Genomic DNA, 19,358 nt, shown 5'->3' with positions numbered 1-19,358 from the left:
TGAGCGTCTGCTGCAAGCAGGCAGCCGAAGGCCCTTTCTTAGGCAAACTCCAACCATCCTAACCGATGCCATGACCCCATGACCCAGAGCCGCTCCCTCGCCATCCCCTTCGCGGTCTCCTGTCTCGCCGTCCTGCTGTTCGCCATCATGGACGCGACGATGAAGGGCTTGAGCCTCTCGATCGGCCTCTTCAACGCCCTGTTCTGGCGCGCGCTTGCCGGAACGCTGCTCGGCCTCGCCATCATGCTGCCGACCGGCCACCGCTGGCCGGACAGGGCGGTGCTGCGCCTCCATGTCCTGCGCGGCGTCGTCGTGACGCTGATGGCCAGCCTCTTCTTCTGGGCGCTGATGCGCATGCCGCTTGCCGAAGCCATCGCGCTATCCTTTATCGCGCCGCTCATCGCCCTTTATCTCGCCGCGTTGTTGCTTGGCGAACGGATCGGCAAGCGCGCCATCAGCGCGTCGCTGCTCGGCCTGGTCGGCGTTGCCGTCATCCTGTCCGGCCGGATGCAGGACAGCTATGATTGGGACGCCCTGCTCGGCGCCATCGCCGTGCTGGTTTCCGCTGTCCTTTTCGCATGGAACCTCATCATCCAGCGTCAGCAGGCGCAGCTCGCCTCGCCGGTGGAGGTCGCCTTCTTCCAGCATGGCATCATGTTCATCCTCTTTGGTCTCTGCGCCATCGCTGCTTGGGCGGCACCCGGTCTCGTGCCGCTCCGTCTCGATCTGCCCGAGCCCGCCTCCTTCCTGCTGATCGCCGCCTGCGCGGCGTTCGCCTTCACCTCACTCGCCGCTTTTGCCTGGGCCTATGCGCGGGCGGAGGCGCAGCATCTGATTCCGGTTGAATATACGGCCTTCCTCTGGGCCGCGATCATCGGCTGGCTTGCCTTTGGCGAACGGCTGACCCTCTCCACCATCGCGGGCGCGGCCCTGATCGTCGCGGGCTGTCTCATCGCGATGCGCTCCGGTCCACCAGCGCAAATGCATGAAGGAATCGCATGACTTGTCGATTTCGACGTCCGCTGAAAAACGCGTTTTTCTCACCACTTCCTTCATGACTTTCCCACGACCAGCCGAAACAGCGGACTCTTGACGCACACTCCCCGCTCGGCGCATTGTGCCGGAACGGAACATTTGGGGGACATTCGAAAGCCATGGCTGTCAGCCGCGGAGCCAAGCGCACGCCGGAATGGCGCGAAATGCTGAAACGCAGCCTCATCCGCAGCGGCGCGCTGATCAGCGCGATAGCGTTGATGCTGGCTACCCTGTTCCTGGCGCTCGCGCTGCTCAGCTTCCGCCTGAGCGACCCATCGATGATGACTGTCGCCGACAATCAGGTGCAGAACATCATGGGCTGGCCCGGCGCTTGGGTCTCCGCCTTCCTCTTCACCCTGCTCGGCGTCCCCGTCGCCCTTGTCCTGCCGCTGCTGGCGATCACCGCCCGCCGGCTTTGGGGCGATCAGGACATGTCGGGCTGGAAAGGGCAGTTCGGCAAATGCCTGCTCGGCATCGTCCTCATCGGCATGGCGCTTGCGATGTTCCAACCGGACTCGCTCATCGACCTGCCTTCGGGTTGGGGCGGCCTCATCGGCCTCGCCACCGCCAACGGCGTGCGCAGCCTCACCTCCGCCGCACCCGCCGCGCAGGGGTGGATCACCGGCATTCTCGTCATTTTGATGCTGATCGCCGGTTTCTTCACCTGGTATCGCAGTCTCGCGCTGGAAAAGCCGATATTAGCGCTGCGCCGTCCGACCCTGCCGCGTCTCAGCCTGCCCAAGCCCGCGCTTGCCTTCGCAGGCAACGCTCCCGCCGAAGCCGACGATGATGATGAAGGTGCAGAGGAACGCGTCATCGCGCCCCGGCGCGCCGTGTCGAACGAGCCCAAGCCGCCAATCACCATCCAGACTCCCAAACCTGCGCCCGCCCAACGGCAAATGGCGCCGGTGTCTCAGGATGACCTGTTCGGCAACAGCTCGCTTCCCTCGGCCGATCTGCTCAACCCGATTCCGGCTGGCCAGGCGCAGAAGATCGACAAGGCGGCGCTTGAACGCAATGCGCGCCTGCTCGAATCCGTGCTTGATGACTTCCATGTCAAAGGCAACATCGTCGAAGTGCGCCCCGGCCCGGTCGTCACCATGTACGAGCTGGAACCCGCGCCCGGCATAAAGGCGAGCCGCGTGATCGCGCTGGCTGACGACATCGCCCGCAACATGTCCGCGCTGTCTGCCCGCGTCGCCACGATCCCCGGCCGCACCGTCATCGGCATCGAACTGCCTAACGCCAATCGCGAAGGCGTCTCCTTCCGCGAGTTGATCACGTCCGAACAATTCGCGCAGGACGCCACCCTGCCGATCATCCTGGGCAAGAACATATCGGGCGAGCCGATCATCGCCGACCTCGCCCCCATGCCGCACCTGCTGATCGCGGGCACCACCGGCTCGGGTAAGTCGGTTGGTCTCAACGCCATGATTCTGTCGCTGCTCTATCGCATGACGCCGGATCAGCTGCGCCTCATCATGATCGATCCCAAGATGCTGGAACTGTCGACCTATGACGACATCCCGCATCTGCTGTCGCCGGTCGTTACCGAGCCGAGCAAGGCGATCCGAGCCCTGAAATGGGCGGTCGAGCAGATGGAGGACCGCTATCGCATGATGGCGTCGATATCCGTCCGCAACCTCGCCAATTACAATGAGAAGGTCCGGGCGGCAAAAGCCAAGGGCAAGCCGCTCGGCCGCCGCGTCCAGACCGGCTATGATCCCGAAACCGGCAAGCCGATCTACGAGGAAGAGCAGCTCGACTTCCAGCCGCTGCCCCAGATCGTGGTGGTGGTGGATGAACTTGCCGACCTGATGATGACTGCGGGCAAGGAAGTGGAATTCCTGATCCAGCGCCTTGCACAGAAAGCGCGTGCTGCGGGCATCCACCTGATCCTCGCGACGCAGCGCCCGTCGGTCGACGTCATCACCGGCGTCATCAAGGCGAACTTGCCGACCCGCATCAGCTTCTTCGTGACATCGAAGATCGATAGCCGCACGATCTTGGGCGAACAGGGCGCCGAGCAACTGCTGGGCAAGGGCGACATGCTCTATATGCATGGTGGCAAGGGGCTGATGCGCGTCCATGGACCGTTCGTGTCCGATGATGAGGTCCGCGTCGTCGCCGATCATTGGCGCGCACAGGGCCAACCCGACTATATCGCCGCCGTAACCGAGGAACCCGAAGAAGGCAGCTTTGCCCTGGATGGGGTGGATCTGGGCGATGACAGCCCCGACGCTCAGCTGTTCCGCAAGGCGTGTCAGCTGGTGTTCGAGAATCAGAAGGCATCGACCAGCTGGCTCCAGCGCCAGCTCCGCATCGGCTATAACTCGGCCGCGCGCCTCATAGAACGGATGGAGGAAGAAGGGCTAGTCGGTGCCCCCAACCATGTCGGACGCCGTGAAGTGCTGCGCGACGAAAATGGCAATCCGCTTTGACGATTGCGAAAAACGCAATCGGGGCGATGCTCAACGCATTTGCGATAATGATCGGGACCGTTCAATAAGGACGGGCCTTTCAGGCATCCTCTCCTAAAACTTTCCAGGCTGGTCTTCGGACCAGCCTTTTTTTTGATCTGCCAGGAATTTACATCCGGCTGCAGAACGGCCTTATTGGCGCGCGTGATCAGGAACGCATCAGTTCACGATGGGTTCAACGCCTGACCCTTACATATTGTTTTCTCAACAAAGCGGAGAAAAATACATGAAGCGCTTGGTTGCGCCCCTCGCCTTGGCTCTGGCCGCCGCGCCCCTGATCATCCCTGCGTCGCCCGCACCAGCGCAGCAGGCGCAGGGCGGCTTGGCGCAGGTAAATGCCTATATCCGTGGCGTCACGACCATGACGGCGGACTTCGTGCAAACCGACCGCGCCGGTCAGACATTGTCGGGCAAGCTCACCATCAGGCAACCGGGCAAGGTGCGGTTCCAATATCAGAAGGGGGTGCCGCTGCTCATCGTCGGGGATGGCAAGGCATTGACCATGATCGACTATGAGGTCCGTCAGGTACAGCGCTGGCCGATCGGCAGCTCGCCGCTCGGCGCCTTGCTCGACCCGAAGAAGGACCTGTCCCGCTTCGGCAAGCTGATCCAGACCGGCGATCCGAAGGTCATCAGTGTACAGGCGCGCGATCCCAAGCGGCCCGAGTTCGGGACCATCACGATGATCTTCCAGAAGGATCCGGCTGGCCCCGCTGGCCTGCAACTCTATGGCTGGGTGGCGCTGGATTCGCAGAATAACCGCACGACGGTTCGCCTGTCGAACCAGCGTTACGGCGTTCCCGTTGCTGATTCTGCGTTCCGCTGGACAGACCCACGGCCGAAAGGGCGTGCTGCGGGCGGATGAAGCGGGTCTGGCGTGAGATGGACGGTGATACGATAAATCCTGTTCATCTTGGGCTCATATCCGCAGCCCTAATAAGGACTCCACGGCGCGAGACGAAATCCGGGATTTCCCCCCTGTTACTCGGATGTCACTCCCGCCGCAAAGCGCTTCAAGGGCGCGATCGAGACCCCCGTTCCATGCCCCCGGAGCGGGGGTCTTACTGTGTCAGGATCATGCGGCGCGGCGCCCAAGCTTGCGCGGGCCTTCACAGGGTCTTAGGGGATCAGCATGCCGAAGACACTCAGCATCGCCTCCTGGAACATCAACAGCGTCCGCGCCCGAATCGACATCGTCGAACGCTTCCTGACCGAAGAAGCGCCTGACCTTCTTTGCCTTCAGGAAACAAAGGTCGTGAACGAGACATTCCCGACGGAGATGTTCCGGCGCTTGGGTTATGTTCATCAGGTGCTGAACGGACAGCGCATGCACCATGGCGTCGCGATCATGAGCAAGGTGCCGATCCATGAGGATGACCGGTTGGACTGGCAAGCCAATGGGGAAGCGCGCCATGTCGGCGTCCGTCTGGACAATGGGGTCCGCATCGAAAATGTCTACGTCCCGGCGGGCGGCGATGTTCCCGACCGCACGGTCAATCCGAAGTTCGGCCAGAAGCTCGACTTCCTTGAGCGAATGATCGAGTGGTCTTCCCAGCTCGAAGACATGCCGACCATCCTGACCGGCGATTTCAATATCGCCCCGATGGAATGCGATGTGTGGAGCCACAAGCAACTGCTGAACGTCGTCAGCCATACGGCGATCGAATGCGAACTGCTCAGCCGGTTGCAGCATTCAAACAATTGGGTGGACATCGGCCGCAAATTCTTTCCCGCACCCCAGCGCCTTTACACCTGGTGGAGCTACCGCGCGCGCGACTGGGCGGAGTCCGACCGGGGACGGCGCCTGGACCATATGTGGATGACGCAGGACGTCGCTGACAAGGCCGTCTCACATCGGGTCGTCGAACCGGCGCGAAGCTGGGTCAAGCCGTCGGATCATATTCCGATCATCACGGAGTTCGCCTTCTGATGAGGCTCTTGTCATGAACGCCCGCGCTGCCGCCCGTGCAATAGATGCCCTTCGTCGTGGCTGGGCCATCAGCGTCCATGCAGCGGACGGTGTCGTGCATGTCATGGCTGTAGAAGGCGCGGACGCTGTGACGCTGAAGGCTTTCGATCCTTCGGGCAAGGCTGACATATTGGTCGCGGCGGCCAGAGGCGAGACGTTGAAGCTTGCCAACCAGTTGGCGGCGGCTGATCCCGACATGCCGGTGCTGATCGCCCGCGCCCCCTGGATCGATGGCGATGTGGCGGCTGCAATTGCCGATCCGGTGCTCGACCTCTCATCACCCTTGAAGGGACCATTTGCCGCAAAGCCGCTCGGCGCGCCGGCTGCAGCGAAAGCGACGCTCAGGCTCGCCCGCCTCGCGGGCATTCTTCCCGCCTTCTTCGTTGGATCAGAAGGATCAAGCGAAGCGTCAGTCGATGCAGCCGACATCGACGCTTATGACGATGCGGCGCACCTTGCGATCGCAACGCGCGCCCGGTTGCCGGTCTCTACAAGTGAAACGGCCGAGATCATCGCCTTCCGCAGTCCTGACGAGCCGCGCGAGCATGTCGCGCTGGTCATCGGCACGCGCGATGACTCGCCGCCCGTGGTGCGGCTGCATAGCGAGTGCCTGACGGGCGATGTTCTCGGGAGCCTCAAATGCGATTGTGGCCCGCAACTGCATGAGGCGCTGCACCGGATCGCCGACTCTCGCTGGGGGGTGCTGCTTTATCTCAGGCAGGAGGGGCGCGGCATCGGCCTGATCAACAAGCTGCGCGCCTACGCTTTGCAGGATCAGGGCTTCGATACGGTCGACGCCAATATCCGCCTCGGCTTTGCCATCGATGCGCGGGACTTTTCCGTAGCGGCGCGCATGCTCGAATTGTTGGGCATCGATGAGGTCAGGCTGCTTACCAACAACCCGAAGAAGGTCGAGGGATTGGAGCAAGCCGGCGTCAAGGTCGCCGAGCGCCTGCCCATCATATTGGCGGCCAACCCCCATAACGAACAATATCTGGCCACCAAGCGCGACCGCACCGGGCACCAGCTATGAGCGTCATCCAAGTCGACAGCGCCAGCGGCCGACTTCAGTTCGGTACGTTGGATATCGCATGCACGCTGGGCCGCAGCGGCGTTTGCGCGGCGGCTGACAAGCGGGAAGGGGATGGTTGCACTCCTTTGGGCGAATGGCCGCTGCGTGGCGTGTTGCTGCGCCCTGGGAAGATTGATCCCACCGCTATCCAGCTTCCCTGGCGGTGGGTGAGGGAGGGCGATGGCTGGTCCGATGATCCGGCTGATCCCGCCTATAACCGCCCAGTCCATCTGCCACGGCCTTTTTCAACCGAGTCGTTGCTGCGCGAAGATGATGCCTATGACGTCATCGTCATACTCGGCCACAATGACGCGCCGCCGGTGCCAGGGCAGGGAAGTGCCATCTTCCTCCACCTCTCCGAAGGTCGTCCGACCGCTGGCTGCATCGCGATCGATCGCGGTGACATGCTGAAGCTGTTGCCGATGCTCGCCCCGGGCGACACGGTGGAGATCGTCTAGCGGCGGCGATCAGGCCTGCTGAAGCGCTTCATCCGCCTGATCGCCCGCAGCCTCCAGCAGCCGCCGTTCCAATGTCTGGATGCGCGCCTTGCTCTCGATCTTTCCGCCCAGAAGGTCCGTCACGTAAAAGGTGTCGACCGCCCTTTCGCCATAGGTGGCGACATGGGCGCTATGCACCGTGACCTTCGACTGAAAGAGCGCGTTGGCGAGGCTGAACAGCAGGGCAGGGCGATCACGGGCATTGACCTCGATCACCGTGAAGCGGTTGGATGCCTTGTTGTCGATCAGCACATTGGGTTCGATGCGGAACGCCTCGGCACGGGTTCGGGACAGGGGGCGCGCTTCCAGCTTCGTGATCATGCGGTGACGGTTGGCCAGCGAATCCTCGATCGCATTGCGGATGCGGGTTAACTGCTCCGGGCTGTGGAAAGCGCCGCCCAACGGGTCTTGCACCAGGAAATTGTCGATCGCGACGCCATCCCGCGTGGTGTGGATGCGCGCGTCGATGATGTTGCCCCCTGCAAGGTGAATCGCACCGGCAATCCGGTAGAACAGGCCGGGATGGTCGGCGGCATAGACGGTGACCAGCGTCGCGCCGCGCTGCGGGTAATATTGCGCAGCGATCGACAGCGGCGCGTCGCCGGACGCCAATATATGCTGCGCATTGTGGATCAGAATATCATCGGGCTCGGCGATCCAGTAGGATTCGGGCAGGCGATTGCTGAGCTTCTGGAACTCGGCCTTCGTCATGCCAAGTGCGTTTCGCAGCGATTCCTGCTTGGCGGTGACACGCTCGCTGCGTCCCTTTTGCTTGTGGCCAAGGCGCAATACTTCCTCGGCAGCTTCATACAGGTCGCCCAGAAGCTGCCGCTTCCAGCTGTTCCATACGCCAGGCCCGACGGCGCGGATATCCACGACAGTGAGGCAAAGGAGGAGGCGCAGTCGCTCCGGGCTTTGCACCACCTCCACGAAATCCAGGATCGTCTTGTAATCCGCCAAGTCGCGCTTGAAGGCGGTGGCCGACATCAGCAGATGGTGCCGCACCAGCCAGGCGACGGTCTCGGTTTCCGCAGCGGACAGCCCCAGACGCGGGCAGAGACGTTCCGCGACCTCTGCACCCAATATGCTGTGGTCGCCTCCCCGTCCCTTGGCGATGTCGTGGAGCAGAACCGCGACATAGAGGACCCGGCGCGACAGCAGCCTTCCCATGATTTCGGTCGACAGCGGGTGATCCTCTTCCAGATCGCCCTTTTCCACACGGGCGAGAAGCCCGACCGCGCGGATGGTATGCTCATCGACCGTGTAATGATGGTACATGTCGAACTGCATTTGTGCGACGACGCGCCGAAAATCGGGGATGAAGCGGCCGAAGACGCTCGACTCATTCATCCAGCGCAGCACGGTTTCGGGATCGCGGCGTGATGTCAGCACGTCCATGAAGGCGGCGTTGGCGCGGGGATCTCGGCGGACCTTGGCCGTGATAAGGCCCGCATCCCGGCTCGCCGCGCGCATCGCGCTCGGGTGAATGGCCAGTTCATGACGATCGGCCACGGCGAAAATCTCCAGCAGCCGCACTGGATCCTGCTGGAAGAAGTCGCCGCTTGGCAGCGCGAGGCGGCCGCGGTCCAGCACGAAACCGTCCAGCTTCTTTGGACGGCGGAAAATGGACGGAATGTAGCGTCGGCCCTTGGCGCCCAGCTGATCATCGAGATGCGCCAGGAACACGGCGGTCAGGTCGCCGACGATCTTCGCGTTCAGGAAATAGTAGCGCATGAAGCGCTCCACCCCGGATCGGCCTTGCCGCCCGGTAAAATGCATTCGTGTCGCCGTTTCCAATTGCAGATCGAACGTCAGACGGTCCTCCGCCCGCCCGGTGATCATGTGCAGATGGCACCGCACGGCCCACAGGAAGTCCTCCGCCTTCTGGAACTGCCGCAGTTCAAGGTCAGTGAGCAGGCCGACATCCACCAGTTCGGCAACGGACTTCACCCGGTTCACATATTTGCCGATCCAGAACAGCGTATGGAGGTCGCGCAGGCCGCCCTTGCCTTCCTTGACATTGGGCTCGACGACATAGCGGCTGTCACCCATCCGCTTATGCCGTTCGTCCCGCTCTTCCAGCTTTTCGGTGACGAACGCGCGGGCGGTTCCCTGCATCACTTCGGCATCGAAGCGCCGGGCGGTTTCCTCATATAGCGCGCGGTCACCCCACACGTAGCGCGCCTCCAGCACCGCCGTGCGAACAGTCAGGTCCGCCTTGGCCATGCGCATGGTTTCATCGATCGATCGGCTTGAATGCCCGACCTTCAGCCCCAGGTCCCAAAGCGAATAGAGCATCGATTCGATGACCTGCTCGGTCCATCCGGTGGGCTTCCATGGCGTGATGAAGGCTATGTCGACATCGCTGTGCGGCGCCATCTCGCCGCGCCCATAGCCGCCCACCGCCATCAGCGTGATGCGCTCACCGGTACTGCGATTGCTCGCAGGGTACAGATGATGCGTCGTCGCGTCGTAAAGCAGCCGCAAAATCTGATCGATCAGGAAGGCGAAGGCCGTCACAGCCTCCCGCCCGCGCGTCGGCTTGGCCTCCAACCGCCTTGCAACGTCCAGACGCCCCGCATCGAGGGCTGACTTCAGTTCCCGGACGATCAGGCCGCGCAGCTTCGCCGGATCACTCCTGTGATCCCGCGACAGATCGTGGATACGGTCTGAAATCGCGCGCCGATCGATGATAGACCGGCGGGAGCCGAGGGAGGGGTACTGCATGACCATCGGCTCAATCTAATGTCAGCTGCTGGCTGCGGCCAGTTGTTTCAGGTGATAAAGCTGCTCCAGCGCCTCGCGCGGAGAAAGGGCGTCGGCATCGATCAGATCGATGGCGGCGCGCAGGGCGTCGACCTTCTCTTCCTCCTGGGCGGCGGCAGCGGCAAAGAGGGGAAGGTCGCCAAGCCCCGCGGCAATGCCGCCCGTTTTGGCACGGGCTGCTTCCAACCTGTTCAGCACATCCTTGGCCCGCTTGAGCACAGCGGGCGGCAATCCCGCCAGCCGCGCAACGGCAAGGCCATAGCTGCGATCGGCTGGCCCAGGTGCCACCTCATGCAACAATATGAGGTCGCCTTTCCATTCCCGCGCGCGCACATGGTGGAGGGACAGTGAGGAAAGCGTCTCCGCCAATCGCGTCAGCTCATGATAATGGGTGGCGAAGAGGCAGCGGCAGCGATTGACCTCATGCACCGCTTCAACAACAGCCCACGCAAGAGCCAGCCCGTCATAGGTCGATGTGCCGCGTCCGACTTCGTCCAGGATGACGAAGCTGCGCTCGGTCGCCTGCGCCAGGATGGCCGCGGTTTCGACCATCTCCACCATGAAGGTCGATCGTCCGCGCGCGAGATTGTCCGAAGCACCGACCCGGCTGAACAACCGATCCACCAACGTCAGCGTCGCCGACTGCGCCGGAACATAGCTCCCTGCCTGCGCCAATATCACGATCAGCGCATTTTGTCGCAGGAAGGTTGATTTGCCGCCCATATTGGGCCCGGTAACCAGCCAAAGCCGATCATCGGCACCCAGGCAGCAGTCATTCGCGACAAAGGGCTGCCCTTCCTTGCGCAGCGCGTCCTCGACGACGGGGTGACGGCCGCCGATAATCTGCAGGCACGGTCCTTCGCCATCCTGCGGCAGCAAGTGGGGCCGCTGCCAGCCCCCTTCGGCGGCCCGCTCCGCCAGCGCAGCCGCGACGTCCAGCCTGGCGAGCGCGTCCGCCGCAGACGCGATCTCCGCCTTGCGCGCCAGCGCCGTCTCGATCAGATCCTCCAGATGGGCCGCTTCGGCCACCAGTGCATGGGCGCCTGCCTGCGCGACACGCCCTGCCTGCTCATGCAGGTCGACCGAGTTGAACCGCACCACGCCTGCCAGCGTCTGGCGATGGGTGAAGCCGCTGTCCGGCTGCATCAGCGGGTCAGCGGATCGGGCGGGGACTTCGACATGATAGCCGAGCACGCCATTATGCCGAATCTTCAGCGATGCGATGCCGGTACGCTCACGATAGCTGGCTTCCAGGGCCGCGATGGCTCGCCTGCCATCGCCTGCCATCCGCCGCAGTTCGTCGAGTGCCGAGTCGTAGCCATCGGCGATATAGCCGCCATTGGCCGTCTCTGTCGGAGGGGTGGCCACCAATGCGCGCGATAGACTGTCGACCAGCGCTCCATGGCCGTCCAGCGCTGGCAATAATTGCCGGAGCAGAAGCGGCTGATCAGCCAGTCTGCCCAATCGCTCGCGCAGCATGCGCGCCTCATTCAGGCCGTCGCGAAGCTGCCCCAGGTCACGCGGACTTCCCCGACCCACGGCGATCCGTCCCAACGCTCGCCCGATATCGGGAAGCGCCCTCAGCGCAGCACGCAGCTGATCGCGGAGCAGCGGGTCGTCATGGAGCAGTTGCACCAGTCCAAGCCGGGCCTCGATCAGTTCTTGATCCATCAACGGAGCCGACAGGTCTTGTGCGAGCAGACGCGCGCCTGCGCCCGTGACGGTCCTGTCCACCGCCCCCAACAGGCTCCCGGCCCGCGCGCCGCTCATCGTGGCGGTGATTTCCAGGCTTTCCCGCGTCGCTGCGTCAATCGCGACATGCGCGCCGCTCGTCTTTCGCACGGGGGGAGCCAGGAAGGGCAGGGTGCCCTTGCCCGCATGGTCGAGATAGGCGATCAGCCCGCCCATCGCGGCAAGCTCCGCCCGGCTGAACTGACCGAATCCGTCGAGAGTGGCGACACCAAAGAGCCGCTTGAGCGCTGCCTCCGCCCGGTTGCTCGAAAAGGCGGCACGGTCGAATGGATGTGCCTCAGGCAGATCGAGATCGAACCCATCGGGCAGTACGATCTCACTGGGCCTCAGTCGTGCCAGCTCTGCCGGAAGATCGCTCGACCGCAAAGTCAGCGTCTCGAACCGACCTGTTGAAATGTCGGCGGCGGCAATCCCGATCTCGCCGGTGCCTTCACCACCTGTCTGCGCAAGCGCAACCAGCATATTGTCGCGCCGGGAATCGAGCAGCGTCTCCTCTGTGAGTGTGCCCGCCGTCACATACCGCACGATAGCGCGTGCGACGAGCGCCTTGCTGCCCCGCGCCTTCGCCTCGGCGGGCGTCTCCGTCTGTTCCGCGATAGCGACCCGATGCCCTGCCTTGATCAGCCGGGCGAGATAGTTTTCCGCGCTGTGCACCGGCACGCCGCACATCGGGATCGGTGCGCCGCCATGTTCCCCCCGGCTGGTGAGCGCGATGTCCAGTGTGGCCGCCGCCGCCTTTGCATCGTCGAAAAAAAGTTCGAAAAAATCGCCCATGCGATAGAAGAGCAGGCAATCCTGCGCCTCCGCCTTCAGCGCCAGATATTGCGCCATCATCGGCGTCGGCTGGCTCGCTGCGATATCCTTGGGGCTGTGCATGGCCTTTTGGCGATAGCGGCAAGCAGCAGATCAGGAAAGGGTGTGGAAAAAAGGTGGCCGTGCGCTTGCCGACAGGTCCGCCTTGCCGCTAGGGCCTCATCAGTAGGTAAAGAGGGGCGGATGCGTCATGGCAGATAAGTCGAACGTGGAATTTTCCGAGCGCGAGGCGCTGTTTTTCCATTCGACTGGCAGGCCAGGCAAGATCGAGATCATCGCATCGAAGCCGATGGCGACCCAGCGCGACCTCAGCCTCGCCTATTCGCCCGGCGTCGCCGTTCCGGTGCGCGCCATCGCGGCCGATCCGCAAACCGCCTATGACTATACCGCCAAGGGCAACCTCGTCGCCGTCATCTCGAACGGCACGGCCATCCTTGGCCTTGGCAATCTGGGCGCGCTCGCGTCCAAGCCGGTGATGGAGGGCAAGGCGGTGCTCTTCAAGCGCTTCGCTGACGTCGACTCGATCGATATCGAGCTCAAGACCGAAGATGTCGACAAGTTCATCGACGCGGTCGAGCTGATGGAGCCGAGCTTCGGCGGGATCAACCTTGAGGATATCAAGGCACCCGAATGCTTCATCATCGAACAGACGCTGAAAGAACGGATGAACATCCCCGTCTTTCACGATGACCAGCATGGCACCGCGATCATTGCGGCGGCGGGCGTCATCAACGCGGCGATGCTGACAGGGCGCGATCTCAAGGACATGAAGGTGGTGGTGAACGGGGCGGGGGCCGCCTCCATCTCCTGCACCGAGCTGATCAAGGCGATCGGCGTCGCGCACGACAATGTCATCATGTGCGACAGCAAGGGCGTTATCTACCAGGGCCGCACCGAAGGCATGAACCAGTGGAAGTCGGCGCATGCGGTGAAGACGGATGCACGGACGCTTGGCGAAGCGATCAAGGGTGCGGACGTTTTCCTCGGCCTCTCCGTCGCGGGCGCCGTGTCGCAGGAGATGGTGAAGTCGATGGCGCAAAAGCCGATCATCTTCGCCATGGCCAATCCCGATCCGGAAATCGCCCCGCCCGAGGTTCTGGAAGTTCGGCCCGACGCGATCGTTGCGACCGGGCGCTCGGATTATCCGAACCAGGTCAACAATGTGCTTGGCTTCCCCTTCATCTTCCGCGGCGCCCTGGACGTGCGGGCAACAGGCATCAACGAGCCGATGAAGGTCGCCGCGGCCCAGGCGATCGCGGAACTCGCGCGCGAGCAGGTGCCCGAGGAAGTGGCGAAGGCCTATGGCCGGTCGCACAGTTTCGGCCCCGATTACATCATACCCGCACCGTTCGACCCGCGCCTGATGGAGGTCGTTCCGGCGGCCGTGGCGCAGGCTGCGATGGAAAGCGGCGTCGCGCAAAAGCCGATTTCTGACATGGCCGCCTATCGCCAGTCGCTTAAAGGGCGGTTGAATCCCACGACTTCGGTCCTGACAAGCGCCTATGAGGTGGCGAAAGCCAACCCCAAGCGCGTGGTGTTCGCCGAAGCGGAAGAGGAGGTGGTGCTGCGCGCCGCCATCCAGTTCCGCGACCTTGGCTATGGCATCCCCGTGCTGGTCGGGCGGAACGAAGTCTATGACAAGCTGAAGGCGCTGGGCGTTCGCGATCCGGAAAGTTTCGAACTGCATAACAGCGTCAATTCGCCGCTGGTCCCAGAGATGGTGGATGCGCTCTACGGCCGGTTGCAGCGGCGTGGACATCTTCGGCGCGACTGCGAGCGTATGGTCAACCGGGATCGCAATATATTCGGTGCTTTGCTGGTCAGCATGGGCCATGCCGATGCGATGATCACCGGCGTGACGCGGCCGTTCGCGCAGACGCTGCGCGAAGTGAAGCGCGTCATGGATCCGGCGGTGGGCCGCACCGCCTTTGGCATTCATATCATGGTGTCGAAGGACAAGACGGTGTTCCTGGCCGACACCACGGTCAATGAGCGTCCCTCCGCCAGTGAACTGGCCGATATCGCCGAGGGTACGGTCGCCGTCGCGCGGCGCATGGGGCATGACCCGCGTGTCGCTTTCCTTTCCTATTCCAACTTCGGCAATCCGCCGGGTGGCCATCTGGAAAATGTCCGTGATGCGCTCAAGGTGCTCGACGGCCGGAATGTCGATTTCGAATATGAGGGCGAGATGACCGCCGACGCGGCGCTCAATCCTACGGTCATGAAGAATTATCCGTTCAGCCGTCTGTCGGGTCCCGCCAATGTGCTGGTCATGCCGGGCCTCCAGTCAGCCAACATCTCGGCCAAGCTGCTGCGCGAACTTGGTGGTACGACGATGATCGGACCTATGCTCGTGGGCATGGAGAAGTCCGTGCAGATCGCCACCATGTCGTCCAATGCGTCCGAACTGCTGACGCTCGCAGTGCTGGCTTCGGCGGGCGTCGCCCTTTAAGGGCCGATGTCAGTAAACTTGGCTCTGCCGCCAGAACGCGAGTTCTTCCGGCCGATCAATATCGAGTTCCAAACCCGGTCGTCGAAGGCTGAGAAATGGTAGGCCCAGCCGACCTGTTTCGGCCCGGTGCGCGGCGAAGCTGCCATCGCCATAGTGGAACACGAACTTGGCGGCCGAGGGGAGGGGGAGCGACACAGCGTTGGTGCCCGTGCCCGCATGGTCAGGCGCTATGGCGACACTCTCCCCCGGCAGGTTCAGCAGGGCGGCGACATCGTCAGCTTTGATCAAAGGCAAATCTGCCGACACTATCAGCAGCCGACGGACCCCCGCCCCGATAGCCGCATCCCGCGCGCCTTCCAGCGCCACATTGAGCCCCTGTCCAGCGTCGGGAAGCAGCGGGATGTCGCCTGGTAGGTCATGGCGTGACGGGCCGAGTAGCAATACCCGCTGCAGACCGACAATGCTTTGCGCGGCAGATACGGTTTGTCCCAGCATGTCAGCCACCAGCTTTCGACGCTCGCTATCGCCGAGGACAGGCGCAAGCCGCGTCTTGCACCATTCCGGCGCCTTGATCGGTATGACGACCCAGCAGTTCACGATCAGCCAGCGATCCGATCCGCCAACGCCAAAGCAGCGCGCGCGACGCGTTCCCGGTCCGCTAGCGTCTTCATCAGCGTGTCGGTGACGTCATGTGGAATGGTCAGGCCAGAAGCATCGTCGCGCTCATCGACCAGCAAGCCGTCGATGATATCGGCATAATGCGCGGCGATACTTTCGTTCGTCACGGCCAATCCCATCTCGCCCATCAGCTTCGCAGTAGGTCCCTTGACTGCTTGCCCGCCCACGATCGGCGACACGGCCACGACCGGTGCATGCGTAACCGCAAGTGCCTCCTTTATGCCGGGCACGGCCAGGATCGGGTCGACGCTGAGCCAAGGATTGGAGGGCGCAATCAGAATGGCTTTTGTGGCTGGATCCGTGATCGCTTCGATCACGCCCGCCGTCGCTGACGCCCGTTCGGCGCCCTCAAACCGGATGGCCTCCACCTCAGGCGCGCAGCGGCATTCGACAAAATAGCGCTGAAACGGCATGTCGCCCTCACTTGTAGTGAGATGAGTGGCCACAGGGTCATCGCTCATCGGCAGAATGGAAAGACCCAACTCCCACGCAGAAGCGAACCGCGCCGTGATAGCGCTTAACGTCTCGCCCTCTGCAAGCAGATGCGACCGCAGTACATGCAGCGCCAGGTCCCCATCGCCCAGCAGGAACCAGTCTTCGCCGCCCAGCGATTTGACGGCATCCATGAAGCTCCAGCTTTCGCCCTCCCGGCCCCAGCCTTGCGTCTTATTGGCCTTGCCGGACAGGGTATACAGCAGCGTGTCGATGTCGGGCGATATGGCAAGCCCCAGGTGCCGGAAATCGTCTCCCGTGTTCACGATGGCGGTGATCTGTTCCGGCGGGCATATCTGCATCAACCCCAGCACCAGCTTGGCTCCGCCCACGCCTCCGGTCAGGGTCACGACCCGGCTCATCGAAACAGATCCTCTTCGATCGGCCGCACAAGCGTGGCGGCTGGAGCATCTCCGGGCGGCAGACGCATTCCACGCATGAGAACAGCCGGTATGCTTTCGGCCCCTTCACCGGTGATCAGGGCGGCGGCGGTCGCAATCTGATCAGCCAGCGCGATCTGCGTCACTTCCAGCCGCCGACCATCCCTGTCCTCTTCGCCCCGCCGATCGACGAGCGCCGGCAGTCCCGCGGCGCCGATCGCCACACCCACGACACCGTGGCGCCAGGGGCGTCCGAAGCTGTCGGAAATGACCACGGCAGGAGCGGCGCCCTCGCTTGCAAGATCATGGCTGAGCGCGGCGGCTGATCCATCGGGGTCCACCGGCAGCAGCAGCGCCCGTTCCGCGCCACCCGGACCGATATTGGATCGATCTATGCCACCATTGGCCATGACATGGCCAAGCCTGTGCCGGGTAATCAATATGTGCGGCACGGCACGTACGATGGCGCTGCTTTCACGAAGCACAAGCTCGACGAGGCGGGGATCTTTCCTCGTCGTTTCCGCCAGTTCCAGCGCTTGCTCGCCAGGCTCGACCTCAGTGAGGTCCACCATGCGGCCTTCCGCCTTGGACAGTATTTTCTGCGTGACGACCAGTATATCGCCTTTTTGCAACGGCCACAGCCCGGCCCGCCCAAGCGCATCGCGCAACAGCATGGCCAAGTCGTCACCTTCACATATTTCTGCCAAGCCGGTTAGCGGATGAATCGAGATCATGAGGCGATGTAGCGCGCGGCTGTCCCTGTTGGTAGCCGCTCCATGGTCCGCGAACAGCATGGGCGTTACGGCTCCTTAACATGGATGAAGTAAGGCGTTGATGATGACCGCCGTCCTGATCACCGTAGACACAGAATTATCGTCGCTGCTTCATGAGCGGGGGATGGGTCTGCAAGACAATGTCCGTTCATCCATCTGGGGAGAAGCCGAGGGCCGAGCCTATGGCATTGGCTGGCAGATGGATAAGTTGGAGAGCCATGGCCTGAAGGGCGTGTTCTTCGTCGACCCGATGCCCGCGCTTTTATATGGGACGGAGTTTCTGAGACCCATCGTCGCGCCGATCGTGGCACGCGGACATGAGGTGCAGCTGCATATCCACAGCGAATGGCTTCGCTGGGCGCGTCACTCTCCTGTGAGCGGGCAACTGGGCCGCAACATCGGCGATTTCAGTCAAGCAGACCAAGCCATATTGCTGCGCCTCGGCAAGGCATGGCTGGAGGAGGCGGGGGCACCGCCGATTACCGCCTTCCGCGCGGGAAATTTCGGCGCCAATGACGATACATTACGGGCGCTTGCTGACGTCGGCCTGGCTTGGGACAGCAGCGTCAATCCGGCCTATCATCGCTATGGCTGCCGGATCAGCGGCGCTCGCGATCAGATCGCTCCTTCTCACCGCTTCGGCGTTGGCGAACTTGCCGTGTCGGGTATCACGGACCGGCGCGGCAGCTTCCGCCCCGCGCAAATCTGCGCGATGTCGGCGGGGGAGATGCGCACGGGACTGCGCCACGCCGTGCGCGAAAGCCATGCGGCTTATGTGGTCGTCACGCACAGTTTCGAAATGCTCAGCCGCGACCGCAAACGTCCCAACCATGCAATCATGCGCCGGTTCACTTCTCTCTGCCGCGCCGCAGCCCGATTACCAGGCCTCACTGTGTGCGGCTTCCACGATCTTCCACCCGACTTGGCGTCGACCGCACCCGCCTCACACAACCGCGTACCGCCAAGCCGCGTGCGAACGGCAAGCCGCATGGCGCAGCAGCTATGGGCCAGCTGGCGCTACGAACGCCGTCTGATACCGGCGTGATTGCCGCAGCTGTGATCTAATATCGGAATGATGGCGGAGACGGAGGGATTCGAACCCTCGGTACCGGATTTACCAGTACGACGGTTTAGCAAACCGTTGGTTTCAGCCACTCACCCACGTCTCCAAACATGGCCTGAACGCCCGCTTGGGGCGGGACAGCGGCTAGGCGAGAAGCGCTATAACGGCGGCTTTCCCGCAAGGCAACGGGCTATGCCATGAAATTCTTACAAACTTCGCTGCCGGATTCGTTCCAGCCCGGAATCGACTCGGGTCGCCGTTCGTTCATTGTCGTTTCAGCTTGGCTTCCGATAATCTGATAGATGGTCGAAGAGCGGCAAAGTCGGGGAGTAGCGGGCATGATCGGGATGGTAAGGCGAGTGTCGGCTCGCGTGGCACGACGTGGCGCATGGACGCTTGCCGTTGCCGGGGTGGCATTCAGTCCGCTCGCGGCGGAGGCGCAGGTGCGCACGGTCGATCCGAACAGCGCGATTGACGCTGATCTCGCGCCCGTGCCGCAGGCGAACAGCACGCCGACCGAACCGGGTGTGGACAATAGCGTTCCGCCAGCGAGCAGTGCGGCACCGGAGTCTTCGGCATCCACGGCAAATAGTACAGCGACGGGAGCTCCCGTCACCGCCAACTCTCCGCCCGCTGCGTTGAGCCCCAGCGAATCCTATCAGGAAGATGACCTGATCGGCGCTGCCGAAGGCGTCTTCGGCAAGGGGGCAGAGGGGCTGGCTGGCATGATCGAAAAGATCCTGAAGGATCAGGGCCGCCCCAACGCCTATATCGCTGGCCGGGAAGCGTCGGGCGCCTTTGTGGTTGGTCTGCGCTATGGATCGGGCACGCTCAACCACAAGGTGGAAGGGCGCCGGGAAGTGTATTGGACCGGGCCGTCGATCGGCTTCGACGTGGGGGGCAACGCCGCCAACACCTTCGTCCTGGTCTATAATCTCTACGACACGCAGGATCTTTACCACCGTTTTCCCGCGGCGGAAGGCACGGCCTATCTGGTTGGCGGCTTTACGGCGAGCTATCTTCGCTGGGGCAGCGTCGTGTTGATCCCCATCCGTCTCGGCGTAGGGTATCGGCTTGGTGTAAACGCCGGTTACATGAAGTTCACGGAAAAGCGGAACTGGCTGCCGTTCTGACCG

Annotated in this window: 14 protein-coding genes and 1 tRNA gene; 9 read left to right on the top strand and 6 right to left on the bottom strand. The window is 62.9% G+C overall.

What is annotated here, in order from left to right; genetic code table 11:
- Window positions 1–78 precede the first annotated feature (78 nt).
- The 6 genes from SPHS8_RS10355 to SPHS8_RS10330 all read left to right on the top strand — a co-directional run bounded on the left by SPHS8_RS10355 (window position 79) and on the right by SPHS8_RS10330 (window position 7,014).
- Entirely contained in the window at window positions 79–1,002 is a 924-nt protein-coding gene (locus SPHS8_RS10355) for a DMT family transporter (protein WP_201515405.1), read from the top strand.
- Between the two features lie 152 nt (window positions 1,003–1,154).
- On the top strand, window positions 1,155–3,476 hold the full coding sequence (locus SPHS8_RS10350) for an FtsK/SpoIIIE family DNA translocase (protein WP_201515404.1): 2,322 nt from the start codon (window positions 1,155–1,157) through the stop codon (window positions 3,474–3,476).
- Window positions 3,477–3,741: 265 nt separating this feature from the next.
- Entirely contained in the window at window positions 3,742–4,380 is a 639-nt protein-coding gene (locus SPHS8_RS10345; RefSeq protein ID WP_097090574.1) for a LolA family protein, read from the top strand.
- 267 nt (window positions 4,381–4,647) lie between these two features.
- A complete protein-coding gene (gene xth, locus SPHS8_RS10340) occupies window positions 4,648–5,445 on the top strand; it encodes an exodeoxyribonuclease III (RefSeq protein ID WP_201515403.1) in 798 nt (265 codons plus the stop codon).
- 13 nt (window positions 5,446–5,458) lie between these two features.
- Window positions 5,459–6,517 (top strand): GTP cyclohydrolase II, encoded by a 1,059-nt coding sequence (gene ribA, locus SPHS8_RS10335; RefSeq protein ID WP_201515402.1) that lies wholly within the window; start codon window positions 5,459–5,461, stop codon window positions 6,515–6,517.
- On the top strand, window positions 6,514–7,014 hold the full coding sequence (locus SPHS8_RS10330; RefSeq protein WP_201515401.1) for a L,D-transpeptidase family protein: 501 nt from the start codon (window positions 6,514–6,516) through the stop codon (window positions 7,012–7,014). Before ribA ends, SPHS8_RS10330 begins: the two co-directional genes overlap by 4 nt.
- Window positions 7,015–7,023: 9 nt before the next feature.
- Here the strand turns inward: SPHS8_RS10330 and SPHS8_RS10325 are convergent, their stop codons facing one another.
- On the bottom strand, window positions 7,024–9,786 hold the full coding sequence (locus SPHS8_RS10325; RefSeq protein WP_201515400.1) for a [protein-PII] uridylyltransferase: 2,763 nt from the start codon (window positions 9,784–9,786) through the stop codon (window positions 7,024–7,026).
- Window positions 9,787–9,801: 15 nt separating this feature from the next.
- Complete coding sequence (gene mutS, locus SPHS8_RS10320) at window positions 9,802–12,447, bottom strand: DNA mismatch repair protein MutS (protein ID WP_236575078.1); 2,646 nt, start codon at window positions 12,445–12,447, stop codon at window positions 9,802–9,804.
- Window positions 12,448–12,574: 127 nt separating this feature from the next.
- Between mutS and SPHS8_RS10315 the strand changes: the two genes are divergently transcribed.
- Window positions 12,575–14,836, top strand: coding sequence for an NADP-dependent malic enzyme (locus SPHS8_RS10315; protein WP_097090580.1), 2,262 nt, complete (start codon window positions 12,575–12,577; stop codon window positions 14,834–14,836).
- 9 nt (window positions 14,837–14,845) lie between these two features.
- Here SPHS8_RS10315 and cofC read toward each other — a convergent pair whose 3' ends face one another.
- From cofC to cofE, 3 genes are read right to left on the bottom strand one after another with little or no spacing between them, the layout of a single operon-like run.
- Window positions 14,846–15,433 carry a 2-phospho-L-lactate guanylyltransferase gene (cofC, locus tag SPHS8_RS10310; RefSeq protein ID WP_201515399.1) on the bottom strand — a complete coding sequence of 196 codons (588 nt, stop codon included), beginning with the start codon at window positions 15,431–15,433 and terminating at the stop codon, window positions 14,846–14,848.
- 2 nt (window positions 15,434–15,435) lie between these two features.
- Window positions 15,436–16,368 (bottom strand): 2-phospho-L-lactate transferase, encoded by a 933-nt coding sequence (gene cofD, locus SPHS8_RS10305; protein WP_201515398.1) that lies wholly within the window; start codon window positions 16,366–16,368, stop codon window positions 15,436–15,438.
- Entirely contained in the window at window positions 16,365–17,120 is a 756-nt protein-coding gene (gene cofE, locus SPHS8_RS10300) for a coenzyme F420-0:L-glutamate ligase (RefSeq protein WP_201515519.1), read from the bottom strand. The genes cofD and cofE overlap by 4 nt, the downstream gene beginning before the upstream one ends.
- A gap of 100 nt (window positions 17,121–17,220) precedes the next feature.
- Between cofE and SPHS8_RS10295 the strand changes: the two genes are divergently transcribed.
- The gene (locus SPHS8_RS10295; RefSeq protein WP_236575077.1) at window positions 17,221–18,204 is read left to right on the top strand and encodes a polysaccharide deacetylase family protein; all 984 of its coding nucleotides are present in this window, start codon (window positions 17,221–17,223) and stop codon (window positions 18,202–18,204) included.
- A gap of 31 nt (window positions 18,205–18,235) precedes the next feature.
- Here SPHS8_RS10295 and SPHS8_RS10290 read toward each other — a convergent pair.
- Window positions 18,236–18,328: transfer RNA gene (locus tag SPHS8_RS10290), tRNA-Ser, on the bottom strand.
- A gap of 232 nt (window positions 18,329–18,560) precedes the next feature.
- Here SPHS8_RS10290 and SPHS8_RS10285 point away from each other — a divergent pair.
- Window positions 18,561–19,355: a DUF1134 domain-containing protein gene (locus tag SPHS8_RS10285; RefSeq protein WP_201515396.1), complete on the top strand. Its 795-nt coding sequence runs from the start codon at window positions 18,561–18,563 to the stop codon at window positions 19,353–19,355.
- Window positions 19,356–19,358: the final 3 nt, after the last annotated feature.

Source organism: Sphingobium sp. S6, from assembly GCF_905120495.1.
GTDB classification, from domain to species: Bacteria; Pseudomonadota; Alphaproteobacteria; order Sphingomonadales; family Sphingomonadaceae; genus Sphingobium; species Sphingobium agri.
The sequence above is the reverse complement of the archived record's forward strand: the minus strand, read 5'-3'. Positions and strand labels throughout refer to the sequence as shown.